General features: G+C 60.4%; 17 protein-coding genes. 10 read left to right on the top strand and 7 right to left on the bottom strand.

From position 1 onward, the window contains the following. The first annotated feature begins 301 nt into the window (after window positions 1–301). Window positions 302–1,327, top strand: a complete 1,026-nt coding sequence (gene arsB, locus ACPF9B_RS00720) for an ACR3 family arsenite efflux transporter (RefSeq protein WP_424178536.1) — start codon at window positions 302–304, stop codon at window positions 1,325–1,327. On the opposite strand, the gene bhcR is transcribed toward arsB, so the two are convergent. After that, the gene (gene bhcR / locus ACPF9B_RS00715; RefSeq protein WP_007205926.1) at window positions 1,324–2,142 is read right to left on the bottom strand and encodes an HTH-type transcriptional regulator BhcR; all 819 of its coding nucleotides are present in this window, start codon (window positions 2,140–2,142) and stop codon (window positions 1,324–1,326) included. The genes arsB and bhcR overlap by 4 nt on opposite strands. Window positions 2,143–2,304: 162 nt before the next feature. Here bhcR and bhcA point away from each other — a divergent pair, with 162 nt between their 5' ends. The 4 genes from bhcA (at window position 2,305) to bhcD (ending at window position 6,685) form a co-directional block, all read left to right on the top strand. After that, a complete protein-coding gene (bhcA, locus tag ACPF9B_RS00710; protein ID WP_007205927.1) occupies window positions 2,305–3,495 on the top strand; it encodes an L-aspartate--glyoxylate aminotransferase BhcA in 1,191 nt (396 codons plus the stop codon). Beyond that, window positions 3,495–4,478 (top strand): beta-hydroxyaspartate dehydratase BhcB, encoded by a 984-nt coding sequence (gene bhcB, locus ACPF9B_RS00705; protein ID WP_424178533.1) that lies wholly within the window; start codon window positions 3,495–3,497, stop codon window positions 4,476–4,478. Before bhcA ends, bhcB begins: the two co-directional genes overlap by 1 nt. Then, window positions 4,475–5,638 carry a 3-hydroxy-D-aspartate aldolase BhcC gene (bhcC, locus tag ACPF9B_RS00700; RefSeq protein ID WP_007205929.1) on the top strand — a complete coding sequence of 388 codons (1,164 nt, stop codon included), beginning with the start codon at window positions 4,475–4,477 and terminating at the stop codon, window positions 5,636–5,638. Before bhcB ends, bhcC begins: the two co-directional genes overlap by 4 nt. Window positions 5,639–5,719: 81 nt before the next feature. Next, window positions 5,720–6,685: an iminosuccinate reductase BhcD gene (gene bhcD, locus ACPF9B_RS00695; RefSeq protein ID WP_007205930.1), complete on the top strand. Its 966-nt coding sequence runs from the start codon at window positions 5,720–5,722 to the stop codon at window positions 6,683–6,685. On the opposite strand, the gene ACPF9B_RS00690 is transcribed toward bhcD, so the two are convergent. Both ACPF9B_RS00690 and puuE read right to left on the bottom strand, forming a co-directional pair. Beyond that, window positions 6,682–7,152: an ureidoglycolate lyase gene (locus tag ACPF9B_RS00690; RefSeq protein WP_424178530.1), complete on the bottom strand. Its 471-nt coding sequence runs from the start codon at window positions 7,150–7,152 to the stop codon at window positions 6,682–6,684. The genes bhcD and ACPF9B_RS00690 overlap by 4 nt on opposite strands. Then, on the bottom strand, window positions 7,149–8,549 hold the full coding sequence (gene puuE, locus ACPF9B_RS00685; protein WP_424178528.1) for an allantoinase PuuE: 1,401 nt from the start codon (window positions 8,547–8,549) through the stop codon (window positions 7,149–7,151). Before puuE ends, ACPF9B_RS00690 begins: the two co-directional genes overlap by 4 nt. A 155-nt stretch (window positions 8,550–8,704) precedes the next feature. Here puuE and ACPF9B_RS00680 point away from each other — a divergent pair, with 155 nt between their 5' ends. Next, window positions 8,705–9,928, top strand: coding sequence for a urate hydroxylase PuuD (locus ACPF9B_RS00680; protein WP_424178526.1), 1,224 nt, complete (start codon window positions 8,705–8,707; stop codon window positions 9,926–9,928). Between the two features lie 84 nt (window positions 9,929–10,012). Here ACPF9B_RS00680 and rpe read toward each other — a convergent pair whose 3' ends face one another. Further along, entirely contained in the window at window positions 10,013–10,696 is a 684-nt protein-coding gene (gene rpe, locus ACPF9B_RS00675; RefSeq protein WP_424178524.1) for a ribulose-phosphate 3-epimerase, read from the bottom strand. A 118-nt stretch (window positions 10,697–10,814) separates the two neighbouring features. On the opposite strand from rpe, the gene ACPF9B_RS00670 reads away from it, so the two are divergent. From ACPF9B_RS00670 to ACPF9B_RS00660, 3 genes are read left to right on the top strand one after another with little or no spacing between them, the layout of a single operon-like run. Beyond that, the gene (locus ACPF9B_RS00670) at window positions 10,815–11,648 is read left to right on the top strand and encodes a helix-turn-helix transcriptional regulator (protein WP_007205935.1); all 834 of its coding nucleotides are present in this window, start codon (window positions 10,815–10,817) and stop codon (window positions 11,646–11,648) included. Window positions 11,649–11,708: 60 nt separating this feature from the next. Beyond that, entirely contained in the window at window positions 11,709–12,716 is a 1,008-nt protein-coding gene (gene deoC / locus ACPF9B_RS00665) for a deoxyribose-phosphate aldolase (protein ID WP_007205936.1), read from the top strand. Between the two features lie 45 nt (window positions 12,717–12,761). Beyond that, window positions 12,762–15,077, top strand: a complete 2,316-nt coding sequence (locus ACPF9B_RS00660) for an aldehyde dehydrogenase family protein (RefSeq protein WP_424178521.1) — start codon at window positions 12,762–12,764, stop codon at window positions 15,075–15,077. Here the strand turns inward: ACPF9B_RS00660 and ACPF9B_RS00655 are convergent, their stop codons facing one another. The 3 genes from ACPF9B_RS00655 to ACPF9B_RS00645 form a co-directional block, all read right to left on the bottom strand. Then, window positions 15,078–15,728 (bottom strand): DUF1523 family protein, encoded by a 651-nt coding sequence (locus ACPF9B_RS00655; RefSeq protein ID WP_007205938.1) that lies wholly within the window; start codon window positions 15,726–15,728, stop codon window positions 15,078–15,080. 8 nt (window positions 15,729–15,736) lie between these two features. Further along, complete coding sequence (locus ACPF9B_RS00650; protein WP_007205939.1) at window positions 15,737–16,012, bottom strand: hypothetical protein; 276 nt, start codon at window positions 16,010–16,012, stop codon at window positions 15,737–15,739. A 76-nt stretch (window positions 16,013–16,088) separates the two neighbouring features. Further along, window positions 16,089–16,433: a hypothetical protein gene (locus tag ACPF9B_RS00645; protein WP_424178519.1), complete on the bottom strand. Its 345-nt coding sequence runs from the start codon at window positions 16,431–16,433 to the stop codon at window positions 16,089–16,091. 103 nt (window positions 16,434–16,536) lie between these two features. Here ACPF9B_RS00645 and ACPF9B_RS00640 point away from each other — a divergent pair, with 103 nt between their 5' ends. After that, window positions 16,537–16,881 (top strand): cupin domain-containing protein, encoded by a 345-nt coding sequence (locus ACPF9B_RS00640; RefSeq protein WP_424178517.1) that lies wholly within the window; start codon window positions 16,537–16,539, stop codon window positions 16,879–16,881. Window positions 16,882–16,884 lie beyond the last annotated feature (3 nt).

Here is a 16,884-nt window from a genome sequence, read left to right as displayed (position 1 = left end):
ATGTTGCGCATGCCCGGCGTCAGGTCTGGGAGGATCGGCGCGCCGGGCATGCTTTGTTAATATTTCGTGACCTCAACATTCGAGGTCAGCGGCAGGCTTGCAATCGGGGCCTGCTGGATTGGGCGGTGCAGAAAGGTTCTGCCGCTTAATCAGACGAAAAATGCGGCGACTGCACAATTTTTATGCTGCAATGCAGAAACAGACCACCAGATGGATGGGCGTCTCGCTGCTTGCGGCTTGGTTGACGCAGCATGGCGGGCCATCTATCGCTGCGCTTTGTGCGAGCAAAAGGGGTGATCCGATGCCAGTCTTTGAACGGTTCCTGTCGGTCTGGGTGGCGCTTGCCATCACCATGGGGATCGCGCTGGGACAAGTCGCCCCAAACTTCGTCAGCTTTCTGGCATCGCTTGAATATGGATCGGTCAATTTCGTGGTCGCGATTCTCATCTGGGCGATGGTCTATCCTATGATGGTGGCGGTCGATTTCGCATCACTGGCGCGGGTACATGAACGGCCCAAGGGTATGATCATTACGCTGGTGGTGAACTGGCTGATCAAGCCATTCACCATGGCGCTGCTCGGAATAGTCTTTTTCGACTATCTTTTTGCGCCCTTCATCGACCCCGGTACATCGGGCCAATTTATCGCGGGGTTGATTCTGTTGGGGGCGGCGCCTTGCACGGCAATGGTGTTCGTCTGGTCACAATTGACCAAGGGTGATCCGAATTACACGCTGGCCCAAGTGTCGCTGAACGACGCGATCATGGTCTTTGCCTATGCGCCCATCGTGGCGCTGCTGCTGGGGGTGACGGATATCACCGTGCCTTGGGAAACGCTGGTGCTGTCGGTCGTTCTATATGTCGTGATCCCACTGGCAGCGGGTATCCTGACGCGGGTCTGGCTGACGCGCGGGCGCAGTGATACGGGCGGTGTCGTCGCAGGCTTTACCGCCAAGGTGAAACCCTTTTCGATCATCGGCCTTTTGGCGACGGTCGTGCTGCTGTTTGGCTTTCAAGGCGGGGTGATCCTGTCTCAGCCATTTGTCATCGCGCTGATCGCGGTGCCTTTGCTGATCCAGTCTTACGGCATGTTCGGTCTGGCCTATTGGGCAGCCAAGGCGTGGCGCGTGCCACATGATGTGGCTGCCCCCTGCGCCTTGATCGGGACGTCGAATTTCTTTGAACTCGCCGTGGCGGTTGCCATCGGGCTGTTCGGGTTGAACTCCATCGCCGCGCTTGTCACCGTCGTCGGTGTGCTGGTCGAAGTGCCGGTGATGCTGACCCTTGTCTGGTTCGCCAACCGCACAAGGCACTGGTTTGCTGCCTAGCGCGGCGCGCCGCCGATGGCCGCAGTCAGGCGGGCCGCAGCCTCTGTCACGGCCTGTGCCAGTGGGGCGATCTTGTCATCGGTGATGCGGCTGGTGGGGCCTGACACGGACAGACCAGCCACCGCGTCGCCCGACACATCATGCACGGTCGCGGCGATGCAGCGCATGCCCAGATTGCGTTCCTCGCCATCAAAGGCATAGCCACGCGCGCGCGCCGCATGCAGATCGGCGATCATCGCTTCGGGGTTGGTCAGCGTATGCGGCGTGAATTGTTCCAGCTTGCCTGCCGCCAGAACCCGCCGCTGGCGCGCATCATCCATATGTGCAAGCAACGCTTTGCCAATGCCGGACGCATGCATCGCCGACACTGTGCCAGGGGGAAAGAACGCCCTGATGGTCGCGTGCGTTTCGACCTGCCCCAGAAACAATACATTGCCGTCGCGTTCGATGCCAAGATTGGCGGTTTCGCCAGTGGCCTCCATCAAGTCACGCATGATCGGGCGCGCGCGTTCAACCAAAGACGTGCGACGCAGAAATTGTGATCCGGTCAGAAAGGCCGCCGCCCCGATGGACCAGACCTGCGCCTGCCGGTCAAAATCGACGAACCCGCGCCCTTGGAACGTGGTCAGCACGCGATAGACCGTCGCGGGGGACTGGTGCAGGTTAGTGGCGATTTCCGACAGGGTGCCGCCCTGCATCTCGCCGAGCGCGATCAATACCTCGAGTGCACGGTCGAGCGATTTGACCGTATTCTGCACGGCCTTGTCGTCCCATGCCTTGGGCCGACCACGGGTTTTTCGGATGTCATGCTGCAAGTGCGAAACTTTCTGAAATATATTTTCACCATATGAAAAACGTAACCATCTGGCAATGCTTGTTTTTCTACGAAACCCTATGCCTGAACCCTGTTTTTCAAAAAAATTGAGCCGTAGGGCAGGCTCTGCGATTAAGCTTTCAACCCTAATGGAGGATAGGCGATGAGCTTTCAGAATCCGGTTTTCATCCCCGGCCCGACCAACATGCCAGAATCGATCCGCAAGGCGTGCGACATGCCGACGATCGATCACCGGTCGCCCTTGTTCGGCCAGATCCTGCACCCTGCCCGCGCGAATGTGCAAAAGGTGCTGAAATCCGCGAATGCAGACGTGTTCATCTTTCCATCCACCGGCACCGGCGGATGGGAGACAGCAATAACCAACACCCTGTCGGCGGGGGATACCGTTCTTGCTGCGCGCAACGGAATGTTCAGCCACCGCTGGATCGACATGTGCCAGCGGCATGGTCTGGATGTGCAGATCGTGGAAACCCCATGGGGTCACGGCCTGCCTGCCGACCGCTATGCCGAAGCGCTGGCTGCCGACAAAGGTCACAAGATCAAGGCCGTGCTCGCCACACATAATGAAACCGCCACCGGCGTGAAATCCGATATTGCCGCCGTGCGGGCCGCGCTCGATGCCGCGGATCACCCCGCGCTGTTGTTCGTCGATGGGGTCAGTTCCATCGGGTCGATGAACTTTGAGTTCGACGCATGGGGCGTCGATATCGCCGTGACCGGATCGCAAAAGGGGTTCATGCTGCCTGCGGGTCTCGCGATCCTTGGGTTCAGTGCCAAGGCACGGGCAGCGACGAAAACCGCCGGGCTGCCGCGCACGTTCTTTGACGTGAACGATATGGCGAAAGGCTATGACAACAGCGCCTTTCCCTACACACCACCCGTGGGCTTGATGAACGGCCTTCTGCTGGCCTCTGACATGCTGCTGCGCGAAGGGTTGGACAATGTCTTTGCCCGCCATACGCGCATCGCCAGCGGTATCCGTGCAGCCGTCCACGCGTGGGGGCTGGAATTATGCGCCGCGACGCCAGATCTTTATTCCGACACCGTCAGCGCGATCAAAACGCCCGCAGGCTTCAACGCCACCGAAATCGTCAACCATGCCGCCAGCGCTTATGGTGTGGCCTTTGGGACGGGATTGGGCGAAGTTGCAGGCAAGGTGTTCCGCATCGGCCATCTGGGCAGCATGACCGATGTGATGGCGCTATCCGGCATCGCCACGGCGGAAATGTGCATGGTCGATCTGGGACTGGATATCAAACTCGGCTCCGGCGTGGCGGCGGCGCAAGACCATTACCGCCGCACGACAGGACAAGCATTGCAGGACGCAGCGTGATGAAAGACTTTGATATGTACATCCCGACCTATGACGACGTGATCGCCGCACATGCGCGCATCGCACCGCACATCCACCGCACACCGGTCCTGACATCCAGCTATCTGGACGATTTGATCGGCGCGCAATTGTTTTTCAAATGCGAAAACTTTCAAAAGGCCGGTGCTTTCAAGGTGCGCGGGGCGTCCAATGCCGTATTCGGCCTGTCAGATGCCGATGCGGCGCGAGGCGTCTGCACCCATTCATCGGGCAACCACGCGCTGTCGCTGTCCTATGCCGCAGGTCGCAGGGGCATCCCCTGCAATGTCGTCATGCCCCGCACAGCACCTGATGCGAAAAAGGCCGCCGTACGCGGCTATGGCGGGATCATCACCGAATGCGAGCCATCAACCACATCGCGCGAAGAGGTGTTCGCGCAGGTGCAGGCCCGCACGGGTGGCGATTTCGTGCATCCCTACAACGACCCCCGCGTGATCGCGGGCCAAGCCACATGCAGCCGCGAATTCATGGAACAGACCGACGGGCTGGACATGATGGTCGCCCCCATCGGTGGCGGCGGCATGATTTCCGGCACCTGCCTGACCCTGTCGCATATCGCGCCTGAGGTGCAGATCATCGCGTCTGAACCCCAACAGGCCGATGATGCCTATCGCAGCTTCAAGGCGGGGCATATCATCGCTGACGATGCGCCGGTGACGGTTGCGGATGGTCTGAAAGTGCCGCTGAAAGACCTGACATGGCATTTCGTCAGCAACCATGTGACGGATATTTTCACCGCGACAGAGGCGGAAATCATCGCCGCGATGAAACTGACTTGGGAGCGCATGAAGATCGTGATCGAACCCAGCTGTGCTGTGCCTCTGGCTACGATCATCAAGAATCGCGATTTTTTCAAAGGCAAGCGCATTGGTGTCATCATAACTGGCGGCAATGTCGATCTGGATAAACTGCCTTGGATGCAAGGCGAAGGGAGCACCACATGAATGATATGAGCAGCCTGAACAACCTTGATGTCGGCTATGACATCCCCGCCCTGCCCGGCATGGACGAGGCCGATATCCAGACCCCTTGTCTGGTTCTGGACCTGGACGCGTTGGAACGCAACATCAAGAAAATGGGCGACTTTGCCAAATCCCATGGCATGCGCCACCGTGTCCACGGCAAGATGCACAAATCTGTCGATGTCGCTTTGTTGCAAGAAAAACTGGGCGGATCGGTCGGCGTGTGCTGTCAGAAAGTGTCAGAGGCCGAGGTGTTCGCCCGTGGTGGTATCAAGGATGTGCTGGTCAGCAATCAGGTCCGCCATCCCGCCAAGATCGACCGTCTCGCGCGAATTCCGAAGCTGGGCGCGCGCGCGATCTGCTGTGTGGATGACATTGCCAATATCGCCGATCTGTCGGCAGCGGCCCAGAAGCACGGCACGCAAATCGAATGTCTGGTGGAAATCGACGTTGGCGCCGGCCGTTGCGGTGTACAATATGGTGCGGCTGTCGTTGTTCTGGCAAAGGCGATCAACGCTGCACCCGGCCTGAAATATGCGGGCATCCAAGCCTATCAGGGCGCGATGCAGCATCTGGACAGCTATGCTGAGCGACAGACCAAGACGCAAATAGCGATCGAACAGGTCCGCGAAACGCTGGATCTGCTGAAAGCCGAAGGCATCGAGTCCGATATCGTCGGCGGCGGCGGCACCGGGTCTTATTATTTCGAAAGCGCGTCAGGCGTGTTCAACGAATTGCAATGCGGGTCTTATGCGTTCATGGATGCCGATTATGGCCGCATCCTGGACAAGGATGGCAAGCGGATCGACAAGGGCGAATGGGAAAATGCACTGTTCATCCTGACCTCGGTGATGAGCCACGCCAAGGCGGACAAGGCCATCGTTGATGCGGGTCTGAAGGTGCAATCCGTCGACAGCGGCCTGCCGCTGATCTATGGCCGCGATGATGTGACTTATGTCAAATGTTCGGACGAACACGGCGTTGTCGCCGACCCGGGCGGTGTGCTGAAGGTCAATGACAAGCTGAAACTGGTCCCCGGCCATTGCGACCCAACCTGCAACGTGCACGACTGGTATGTCGGTGTGCGCGGTGGCAAGGTCGAAGTGGTCTGGCCGGTATCCGCGCGGGGCAAGGCCTACTGACGTAGGCCGCCTCCCGGCGGGGAGTATTTTTGGAAAAAAGAAGTCGGGGCCGCAACAATGCCCCGGCGCATGAGGTGCAGGATGATCATCGTTCCCGAAAAAGAGATCGCAGGTCTGATGACCCGTGCAGATGCCTATAACGCGGTGGAGCAGGTGTTTGCGTCCATGTCCAGTGGCCGCGCCTATAACTTTCCGGTGATACGGGAAGCGATCGGTCATGCGGATGCGCTTTATGGGTTCAAATCGGGGTTTGATCGCGACGGGCTGGCGCTTGGGTTGAAATCGGGTGGCTACTGGCCCGGGAACGAAGCTAATGGGCTGACCAACCACCAGTCCACCGTGTTTTTGTTCGATGCCGATACCGGCAAATGCCGCGCCATCGTGGGTGGCAATCTTTTGACCGCGCTGCGTACTGCGGCCGCATCGGCGGTGTCGATCAACCATCTGGCCCGCAAGGATGCCAGCGTGCTGGGCATGATCGGCGCGGGCCATCAATCTGTTTTCCAGCTGCGCGCCGCGGTGGAGCAGCGCAGTTTTGACAAGATCATCGGCTGGAACTACCACCCCGAAATGCTCCAGCGTCTGGCTGCGGTCGCGGCCGAGCTTGGTATCCCGTTTGAGGCGGTCAGTTTGGCGCAGCTGGGGGCAGAAGCGGATGTCATCATCTCGATCACCTCGGCCTTTGCGCCATCGCTGCTGGATATTCATGTCCGTCCCGGCACGCATATCGCCTGTATGGGAACAGACACGAAGGGCAAGCAGGAGCTGGAAGCTGCCGTGCTTGCCCGCGCGACGGTCTTTACCGACGAGGTCGCGCAGGCCGTGACCATCGGCGAGGCGCAGCATGCGATTGCAGCGGGCCTGATCACGCAGGACGCAATTCACGAGATGGGCGCAGTCGTCAATGGCACCCATCCAGGCCGGACCAGCCCCGACGAAATCACGGTTTTTGATGGCACTGGCGTTGGTTTGCAGGATCTGGCCGTGGCCTCTGCCGTCGTGGATCTCGCGGTGGCCAAAGGCGTTGCAACAACCGTCGAATTCTAGGCGGTAATCCTGTAGGATGTTTCGAAATGGTGTTCTTCCAGATTGGCCCCATGGCCGATCCGGTCGATCACGGCGAACAGCCCCGGCCCTGACAGCGGCGTCAGCACCCCATGCCATGTACCACGGTGGAAGTTGATCCCTTCGCCGGGGGCGGTGACGAAGGCCTGCGGCACGAAGTCCTCGGCTGCCACCACCACCAAAAAGCCGTCCATGCTCATAGGGATAAAGGCCTGTGAACCAAGCGGGTGCCGTTCGATCAGGTCGAGCTGATAGGGCAAGCTGCGCAACTCCGACCGAAACAGGCTGATGCCAGCGCGCCCATCGCCCACATCCACCTGCGCGCGGTCGTGAAACCGCCCGCAAAGCCCTGCGTTGATGATACGGTCAGGCGCACCGTCGCAATTCAGCACATCGCCGAAGGGAGCGAAGGCGGCAGCGGTCAGGGGACGCGCGCGGATATCTTTCATCGCGGCAACATCCCACGCAGCCGGTGCAGCGCGATCCGTTCGACTTGACGGCACGCCTCCGCCAGTTCAGTCGCCCGGTCATTCTGCAGACGCGCGCCAAAGGCTGCCATGATCGATGGTTTGTCATGGTCGCGCACCGCGATGATAAAGGGAAAGCCGAACCGGTCCAGATAGGCCGCGTTCTGCGCCTGAAACGCCGCGCGTTCGGCATCGGTGAGCGCATCAAGCCCCGCGCTTGCCTGTTCCGCCGTGCTGTCGGGGGTCAGCCGTTTCGCGGCAGCCAGTTTGCCCGCAAGATCGGGATGCGCGTTCAGCACAGCGAGCCGTGCATCATCCCCTGCCGACCGGAACACGCGGCACAGCGCATTGTGCAGGCCAATCGCCGTGTCATGCGCAGGCCCCAGTTCCAGCCCATGTGCGCCTGCAGCGATCCATGGCGAATGTTCGAACACGCCACCATAGGCCGCGACAAAGGCATCACGACCCATCTGCGATGGACGGGCAAACCGCTGGTGCGGGTGCTGCGCTGTCCAATGGTCCGCGATCTGTGCGCGGGTTGCGAACCACACACCGTCATGTGCCTGCGCATAGTCGATGAACTGGCGCAACGCCTCGGCCCGCCCGGGCCGGCCGATCAGGCGACAGTGCAGGCCGATCGACATCATCCGCCCGCCTTCGCGGTAAAGCGTATCGAAACTGGCCTTGAGGTAATCAAGAAACTGCGCGCCCGCGTTAAACCCCTGCGGCGTCGCAAAACGCATGTCGTTGGCATCGAGCGTATAGGGAACGATCAGCTGGTCATGCCGCCCGATTTCCACCCAATAGGGCAGATCATCGGCATAGCTGTCGGCGACATAGGCAAACTGGCCGGTCTCGGCGGCAAGGCGCACAGTATTGACCGAACAGCGCCCCGTGTACCAGCCGCGCGGCGGGGTGCCTGTCACCTCTTTATGCAGGCTGATCGCGGCGATCATATCGGCGCGTTCGACATCTTCGGGGGCGTCCTTGTACTCGATCCATTTCAGCCCGTGGCTTGCGATTTCCCAACCGGCATCCTGCATCGCCGCGACCTGTTCGGGCGCGCGGGCCAGGGCGGTGGCAACACCGTAAACCGTGACCGGCAGGTCGGCCAGCATCCTGTGCAACCGCCAGAACCCTGCGCGCGCACCGTATTCATAGATGCTTTCCATGTTCCAATGCCGCTGGCCGGGCCAGGCGGCGGCACCCACGATCTCGGACAAAAACGCCTCTGACGCGGCATCGCCGTGCAGGATGTTGTTCTCGCCGCCTTCCTCGTAGTTCAGCACGATCTGCACGGCGATCCGCGCACCGCCGGGCCAGTGCGCGGCCGGCGGTTCGGCACCATGACCGGTCATGTCGCGGGGATAGCGTTGCACCTGATCTCTCCTGCGGATTATGCACGGACTTTGTGCCGGAGCTTTGGGCCGTTTTGCAAGCCCGGATCGCCACAAATCCTCCGCCGCAATTTTCCGCTGGCGCAGCCGCGCCCAAGGCGACAAGATCGGGTGCTGACGTAAAAAGGAACCGACCGATGTATGATGTGGCGATCTTGTGGGAATGGCTGGCCTTTGCCGTGCGCTGGCTGCATGTGATCACGGCTATCGCCTGGATCGGATCGTCGTTCTATTTCATCGCCCTTGATCTGGGCCTGAACCGGAACATCCAAGGGCCAGCTGATGGCGAGGAATGGCAGGTCCATGGGGGCGGATTCTACCATATCCAGAAATACCTCGTGGCCCCCGAGGCGATGCCCGACCACCTGACCTGGTTCAAATGGGAAAGCTATGCGACCTGGCTGTCGGGGGCGGCCCTGCTCGCTGTGGTCTATTGGGTCGGCGCGGAACTCTATCTGATCGACACTGCCAAGGCGGATCTGGAGATCTGGCAAGGCATCGTGATCTCTGCCGCGTCGTTGGGCGTGGGCTGGGTGATCTATGACTTGTTGTGCAAATCCCCCTTGGGCGAAAAGCCCACGGTACTGATGCTGCTCCTTTTCGCGCTGCTGGTGGTGATGTCCTGGGGGTATAATCAGGTTTTCACAGGGCGTGCGGCCCTGCTGCATCTGGGGGCCTTCACCGCGACGATCATGACGGCCAATGTGTTCGTCATCATCATGCCCAACCAGCGGATCGTCGTCGCCGATCTCAAGGCGGGGCGCAAACCAGACCCGAAATATGGCAAGATTGCGAAACTCCGGTCCACGCATAACAATTACCTGACGCTGCCGGTGATCTTTTTGATGCTATCGAACCATTATCCGCTGGCGTTCGGGACGCAATACGCCTGGATCATCGCGGCACTGGTGTTCCTGATGGGCGTCACCATCCGGCATTATTTCAATTCCATGCATGCGCGCAAAGGCAAGCCGACATGGACATGGGCGGTCACGGTCATCCTTTTCATCGTGATCGCATGGCTGTCCACCTTCCCCGGCCACAACACCTATGAAGACGCCGAGGCACGCGCATTGACGCCTTACGAGCAGCGTTTCGCCAGTGCCGCAGGATTCGAGGAGGCGCATGATATCGTGATCGGGCGCTGTTCAATGTGCCATGCGCGCGAACCGGTCTGGGGCAACATGCACTGGGCGCCAAAGGGCGTGTTTCTGGAAACCGAAGCCGATATCGCGCACCACGCCCGCGCGATCTATCTGCAATCGGGGATCAGCCACGCAATGCCGCCTGCCAATATCACCCAATTGCCAGACGAAGACCGCGCCACGCTCGCCGCGTGGTACCGCGCCGCAACAGACTGATCATCGTTCGAGTCCGTCAATTCGCGCTAAGCGCGATTTGACGTAAATCCGCGGGGGAGCCCGCAGGGCGGGGGCGGCAGCCCCCTACGCCTTTGCTGCGTCACGAATGGCGCGGATATTGGCACCATAGGGCGCTGGATCGCTGACCGACCCGCCGCGGAACACCGCCGACCCTGCGACCAGCACATCCGCTCCGGCAGCAGCGACCAATGGCGCGGTCACAGGATCAACACCGCCATCGATCTCGATATGGATGGGGCGATCACCTATCATCGCGCGCAGCTGGCGGACCTTCTCGACCTGGCTATGGATGAACTTTTGCCCGCCGAAACCGGGGTTCACCGTCATCACGCAGACCAGATCAACCATGTCGAGCAGATATTCCACGGCGGCGGCGGGCGTTGCGGGGTTCAAGGCCACACCGGCCTTGGCCCCCGCGCCGCGGATCGCCTGCATCGTGCGGTGGATATGGGGTCCCGCCTCGACATGGGCGGTGATGATATCGGCACCGGCCTTGGCGAAAGCCTCGATATAAGGATCGACAGGGGCGATCATCAGATGCACATCCATCACGCCCTTGATATGGGGCCGGATCGCAGCACAGGTCGCAGGGCCAAAGGTAATATTGGGCACGAAATGCCCGTCCATCACATCGACATGGACCCAATCGGCGCCCTGTGCCTCGATTGCGCGGCATTCCGCGCCGAAATTGGCGAAATCAGCCGACAGGATCGACGGCGCGATCTTGATGGAACGGTCGAAACTCATGGCGCAGGCCCCCTTGCTGTCTGGGCAGCGACATAAACCGCGCAGATGGCCTTGTCACGCGCAGATCCAGCCAAGAATTCATGCTGCGCCGCAGAAAAACCTATGCTAGTTTGTTGCCATGAACGCTGTCCTGCGCCATGCCGATATTCTGCGCGCCAATGCGCAGGTCCACCTGACAAGGGCGACCTTGACGGCCGAGCGCCCGCGCGCGCTGCATGGACATGATTTTTATGAATTGTTCTGGGTGCAGAACGGCAAGGTCCGCCACCACCTGCCTGACGGCACGCAAACGCTGGCCGAAGGCAGCGTCGTTTTCCTCAGCCCCGGCCAGACCCATGCGCTGCAAGGGCGTGGCGAACATGCGCTGGTCGTTTCGCTTTGCCTGCATCCGGCACTGGTCAAGGCGCTGGTGGACCGGCATCCGTCGCTGGCGGGCCATCTGTTCTGGTCCGGCAAGGGCATCGCGCAGCATCACCGCGACATGCGCGAACTGGCCGTGCTGAACCATGCGGCCGTACAATTGGAACGCAGCCGTTGTGACACGATCGCTGCCGAGGCGTTTTTGCTGCCGCTTTGTGCCGAACTGACCACAGACATCTATCCCGCCGATGCGCCCGACTGGCTGATCAGCGCCTGTCGGGCCGCCCGTCAGCCAACCGTGTTTCGCGATGGCGCGACGGGGCTGGTGGCACTGACCGGCAAGGCGCATCCGCATGTGAGCCGCAGCATGCGCAAGCATTTCGGCATGACCCCGTCCGATTACATCAACCGCATCCGCATGGACCATGCCGCCCGCGCGCTGACCACCGATGCCGATTCCGTGGGCCAGATCGCCGCCGATTGCGGCATCCCGAACATGTCGCATTTCCACAAGCTGTTCCGCGCCGCCTTTGGCGACACGCCGCTGCAATACCGCCAGAAACTGCAACGTCAGGTCGTCCAACCATCATAATGTTTGACCAATTGGTCAAAACTTGCCAAGTCATCGGCAAAGTGCCACGTTTCCCGGGCAATGCAGGAGGCCAACTTGCAAACATCCACGACCCCGCCCGCGGTGGCGCATCTGCCGCAACTGCACCTTGCCCGCAACGAAGGCACGTCCCTTGACCTTGATTGGGTCATGGCCGTGCAGGCCAATACATCCGCCATCGAACGGCGCGCAGCAAGCCTGCCGGGGCGGCGCAGCGTGAAAAAGGATTATCAGGCGGCATGGCTGTGCAAGGCGATCAGTCTGATGGACTTGACCACCCTGTCAGGCGATGACAGCGCAGGCCGCGTGCGCCGCCTGTGTGCTAAGGCGCGCCAGCCGGTACGCGCGGATATTCTGGACGCGCTTGGCATGCAGGGTCTGACTACGGGGGCGGTCTGTGTCTATCACGACATGGTCGCCACGGCTGTTGATGCGCTGGCAGGCTCGGGCATTCCCGTTGCCGCTGTCAGCACCGGCTTTCCGGCGGGCCTGTCACCCTTTCATCTGCGCATTGCCGAGATCGGCGAAAGCGTCGCCGCTGGCGCGCAGGAAATCGACATCGTCATCAGCCGCCGCCATGTGCTGACCGGCGACTGGCAGGCGCTTTATGATGAAATGCGCGAAATGCGCGCCGCCTGCGGGGATGCGCATGTCAAGGCGATCCTTGCCACGGGCGAGCTTGGCACCCTGCGCAATGTCGCGCGGGCCAGTTTGGTTTGCATGATGGCAGGGGCGGATTTCATCAAGACCTCGACCGGCAAGGAACCTGTCAACGCCACCCTGCCCGTCACACTGACGATGATCCGCGCGATCCGCGATTACCACGACCGCACCGGCGTGATGGTCGGCTACAAACCCGCTGGTGGCATCAGCAAGGCCAAGGATGCGCTGGTCTATCTGTCGATGATCAAGGACGAATTGGGTGACCGCTGGCTGCAACCCGATCTGTTCCGCTTTGGCGCGTCCAGCCTTTTGGGCGATATCGAAAGGCAACTCGACCATCACGTCACGGGAGCCTATTCCGCCCAATGGCGGCATGCCATCAGTTAGGGCGGGATTGAGTATTTTGAACAAAGCGAGGACAGGGGTTGCGCCATGAAGATCAAGGAAATCTTTACCACGATGGACTATGGTCCCGCCCTCGAGAGCAAGGCAGAGGCGCTGGCTTGGTTGGCGCAACATGACAACCTTGTCGGCCATTTCATTGGCGGCAAATGGACGCCCGCGCGCGATGATTTCGCCACCACCAACCCTGCAACGGGCGAAAAGCTGGCTGGTGTCACCAAAGGCACCTCTGCCGATATCGCCGCCGCCGTCGCTGCCGCGCGCAAGGCGCAGCCCGCTTGGGCCAAGTCAGGGCACAAGCGCGCTCGCGTGCTGTATGCGATCGCCCGGCTGATGCAAAAGCATGCCCGTCTGCTGGCGGTGATGGAAACGCTCGATAACGGCAAGCCGATCCGCGAGGCGCGTGATATCGACGTGCCACTGGCGATCCGGCATTTCTATCACCATGCGGGGTTCGCCCAGTTGATGCAGGACGAATTACCCGACCGCGCGGCACTGGGCGTTTGCGGGCAAATCATCCCGTGGAATTTTCCGCTGTTGATGCTCGCGTGGAAAATCGCGCCGGCGCTGGCGATGGGCAATACCGTGGTGCTGAAACCCGCCGAATACACGCCGCTGACCGCGATGGTCTTTGCCGATATCTGTCTGCAGGCGGGTGTGCCTGCGGGTGTCGTCAATATCGTCATGGGGGATGGTGAAACGGGGGCGGCGCTCGTCGCGGCGGATGTCGACAAGATCGCCTTTACCGGATCGACCGACGTAGGCCGCAAGATCCGCGAAGCCACGGCGGGAACGGGCAAGGCGCTGTCGCTCGAACTGGGGGGCAAGTCGCCATACATCGTGTTCGATGATGCCGATATGGATAGCGCCGTCGAAGGCTTGGTCGATGCGATCTGGTTCAATCAGGGCCAAGTCTGCTGCGCCGGATCGCGCCTTTTGGTGCAGGAAGGGATCGCGGATCGGTTCTATGCCAAGTTGAAAGCGCGGATGGACGGGCTGCGCATCGGTGATCCTTTGGACAAATGCATCGACATCGGCGCGATCGTCAATCCGGTGCAACTGGCGCAGATCACGGCGATGGTGAGCGCCAATGCGGAAGGTGAAACCTATCAGATCACGGCGCCGGAGGGGTGTTTTTATCCCCCCACCCTCATCACCGGATTATCGCCCGCATCGCATCTGATGCAGGAGGAAATCTTTGGCCCCGTGTTAGTGGCGACGACCTTTCGCACGCCTGCCGAAGCGGTCGAGATTGCCAATAACACGCGTTACGGCCTTGCCGCCTCGGTCTGGTCAGAGAATATCAACCTCGCACTCGATATTGCGCCGAAACTGGTGGCGGGGATCGTGTGGATCAACGGGACCAATATGATGGACGCCGCCGCCGGTTTCGGCGGTCTGCGCGAGAGCGGGTTCGGGCGCGAAGGCGGCTGGGAAGGGCTGGCAGGCTATACGCGGCCCAAAGCCAGCGCCAAGCCAATCAAGCGCATCACGGCCTTCGCCAGCAGTGACAGCAGCCCCGCCGACCCGCTGGACCGGACAGCGAAGCTTTATATCGGGGGCAAACAGACGCGGCCTGATGGCGGCTATTCGCGCGCGGTGTTCAACCCGCGCGGCAAATTGCTGGGCCATGTGTCCGAGGCGAACCGCAAGGACCTGCGCAACGCGGTCGAGGCGATGAATGCCGCCAAGGGCTGGTCGAAATCCACCGGCCATCTGCGTGCGCAGATCCTCTATTACATCGCGGAAAACCTGTCTGCGCGGGGCGATGAACTGGCCAAGCGCATCAAGGACCTGACCGGCAAATCCGGCACAGCCGAGGTGGAACAGACCATCCGCGCGCTGTTTACCTTTGCGGCCTGGGCCGACAAATACGACGGCAAGGTCCACGGCGTGCCGATCCGGGGCGTGGCATTGGCGATGCATGAAGCAGTGGGCAATATCGCGGTATTCTGCGGGGATGCGACCCCGCTGCTGGGGCTGGTCACACCGATGGCCGCAGCGATCAGCATGGGCAACCGCGTGACCTTGGTCGCCTCCGCACCCTTTCCGCTGATCGTGGCAGAGATTTACCAGATATTGGAAACCTCCGACCTGCCGGCTGGTGTCGTCAACATCCTGACCGGCGATCATTCCGATCTGGCGGGCCATGCAGCCAAACATCACGACATTGATGCCGTCTGGTCGTTTTCAGGCGCGGATATTTCGGCCACGATCGAAAAGGGCAGCGCCAGCAATCTCAAGCGCACATGGGTCAACAATGGTACGGCCGTCACGCCCACCGCGCGCCACTGGTTGGCGGCAGCGACCGAGGTCAAGAATATCTGGATTCCCTACGGCGAATAGCTATTTGCGCCCGAACCACCGGCCACGACGTTCGGCCAGATCGGCCTGTGCCGCGTCGATGTGATGCGTCGCGGCATCAATCACCGGATCGACCGCGCGTTCCCATAACTGCCGCCACATGGCGCGCAAGAACACGACCGCGATCAGCAAAAACACGAAAAAGACGATGTTGAACCATGGGATGATCGTCACATCGGGGCTATCGACGACGCGCAAGCCCACGGCATTGGGATAGATGCTGAGCCAGCGGTTGCGCCAGCCATAATGCGTAACCACGACCCAATCCTCGCCGCGGGTCAGATTGGCGGCTTCGGCCTGCAGGTCGGCGGAATTGAACTTGAAATATGGCGGCCAGATCCAGCCTGTATCTTCGTTGCGGTAAACCATCACACGCGATGTGTCGCGCTGGATAAAGCCAAACAGAAAGGTATTTTGCTTTTGGGTATTAATCAGCCGCAAATCGCGGGTGTCGGGTGTCGCGGACCCGCTGTCCCCGCTGGCAAAGAAGATCCGGTTGAATGATCCCAGATCGGTGCGGATCACCTCGGTCGAGGTGACTTTGACCACATCATGCTGTGGCAGAACATAATGCAGAAACATTGCCACGCCTGCCAGCACCAGCAGTCGAAAGACGAATTTGACGCGAGCCATGGCTATCCTCAGTTCATGTTGATCATATAGATGATGGACCCGATCACGATTGTCGGCACCACATAGACCAGCCCGACCAGTTTTGGGCGGATGGACGCATTATAGGCTGTCATACCCGCAGTGACAAATGCATCGCGCGCGGCGCGGTCAGTATTGCCTGGATGGGCGCCATCAAACGACTTTTCCAACCGTTCCTTGCGGACCGACCGAGCATAGATCGCAACGGACCAATAGATCACCGTCAATGCGATGAAACCGAAAATCACCAGCTTGATAAAGGCCATGTCCTACTGTCCCGTTTAGCATCACCGGGATGATAAATAATGTCGCTTTGGCCAATGCCAAGACGGGTCAGGCCCGCTACCATGTCTTGTCGACCCATTTGCGCGGCAGACCGGCAACCGACAGCACCATGATCGGTGCCCAGATGATCGCAGCGATCACGCCCAAACCGCCAAAGGTGACCAGATTCTGCCTCAACCCATTGGCCAGCAAGTCCCGCGCGGGCACGCCCTGCCAGACATAAAGGCCGAAAAAGAAAGCCGCGCTCAGGATGCACATTACCAGCGCGGACAGGGCAGCATTGGCCAGCAGGGCAAACACGCCTTCGGGCAACAACCGCGCGATCAAGCGTGGCACGCCAAAGCCGAGCAGCGCAAGGATCAGGATGGGCAAAAACAGCCCGTCTGAAATGATGTTACCCATGCGGTTCATACCTTTGCCGGATCATCCCGCGCCTTGCGGGTTCTTGACACAGCGCGCCAAACCCAGCCAGTCTGCGCCAGTTTTGCCATGAAAGGGCCGTAACATGCCAGCCACCATCGCGCAGGTGACCGCAGATGGCGTCACCCCCGAGATCAGCCGCCCCAGCGCGGAAAAGCTGATTTCAGGTGATCCGGTCTTTACGACATGGAATATCGAGGATGCGGACGGGCTTTATGCCGGGATCTGGCAATCAACGCCGGGCAAATGGCGGGTCCGATATGACGAATGGGAATATTTCAGCCTGACGGCGGGCAAATCCATCATCACGCCCGACGGCGGCACACCGATCACGCTGACGACAGGCGACAGCTATATCATCCGCCCGGGTTTCACCGGAACATGGGAAGTGGTCGAAGAGACCATCAAGGATTATGTGATCCGTCTATAGCAC

It is taken from the genome of Yoonia sp. TsM2_T14_4, from assembly GCF_049602355.1.
Taxonomy (GTDB): Bacteria; Pseudomonadota; Alphaproteobacteria; order Rhodobacterales; family Rhodobacteraceae; genus Yoonia; species Yoonia vestfoldensis_A.
This window is presented reverse-complemented; position numbering and strand designations above follow the sequence as displayed.

Coding starts and splice junctions, on each gene's coding strand:
- arsB (WP_424178536.1), top strand. CDS start 302: ATGCCAGTCTTTGAACGGTTCCTGTCGGTCTGGGTGGCGCTTGCCATC.
- bhcA (WP_007205927.1), top strand. CDS start 2,305: ATGAGCTTTCAGAATCCGGTTTTCATCCCCGGCCCGACCAACATGCCA.
- bhcB (WP_424178533.1), top strand. CDS start 3,495: ATGAAAGACTTTGATATGTACATCCCGACCTATGACGACGTGATCGCC.
- bhcC (WP_007205929.1), top strand. CDS start 4,475: ATGAATGATATGAGCAGCCTGAACAACCTTGATGTCGGCTATGACATC.
- bhcD (WP_007205930.1), top strand. CDS start 5,720: ATGATCATCGTTCCCGAAAAAGAGATCGCAGGTCTGATGACCCGTGCA.
- ACPF9B_RS00690 (WP_424178530.1), bottom strand. CDS start 7,152: ATGAAAGATATCCGCGCGCGTCCCCTGACCGCTGCCGCCTTCGCTCCC.
- ACPF9B_RS00680 (WP_424178526.1), top strand. CDS start 8,705: ATGTATGATGTGGCGATCTTGTGGGAATGGCTGGCCTTTGCCGTGCGC.
- rpe (WP_424178524.1), bottom strand. CDS start 10,696: ATGAGTTTCGACCGTTCCATCAAGATCGCGCCGTCGATCCTGTCGGCT.
- ACPF9B_RS00670 (WP_007205935.1), top strand. CDS start 10,815: ATGAACGCTGTCCTGCGCCATGCCGATATTCTGCGCGCCAATGCGCAG.
- deoC (WP_007205936.1), top strand. CDS start 11,709: ATGCAGGAGGCCAACTTGCAAACATCCACGACCCCGCCCGCGGTGGCG.
- ACPF9B_RS00660 (WP_424178521.1), top strand. CDS start 12,762: ATGAAGATCAAGGAAATCTTTACCACGATGGACTATGGTCCCGCCCTC.
- ACPF9B_RS00655 (WP_007205938.1), bottom strand. CDS start 15,728: ATGGCTCGCGTCAAATTCGTCTTTCGACTGCTGGTGCTGGCAGGCGTG.
- ACPF9B_RS00650 (WP_007205939.1), bottom strand. CDS start 16,012: ATGGCCTTTATCAAGCTGGTGATTTTCGGTTTCATCGCATTGACGGTG.
- ACPF9B_RS00645 (WP_424178519.1), bottom strand. CDS start 16,433: ATGGGTAACATCATTTCAGACGGGCTGTTTTTGCCCATCCTGATCCTT.
- ACPF9B_RS00640 (WP_424178517.1), top strand. CDS start 16,537: ATGCCAGCCACCATCGCGCAGGTGACCGCAGATGGCGTCACCCCCGAG.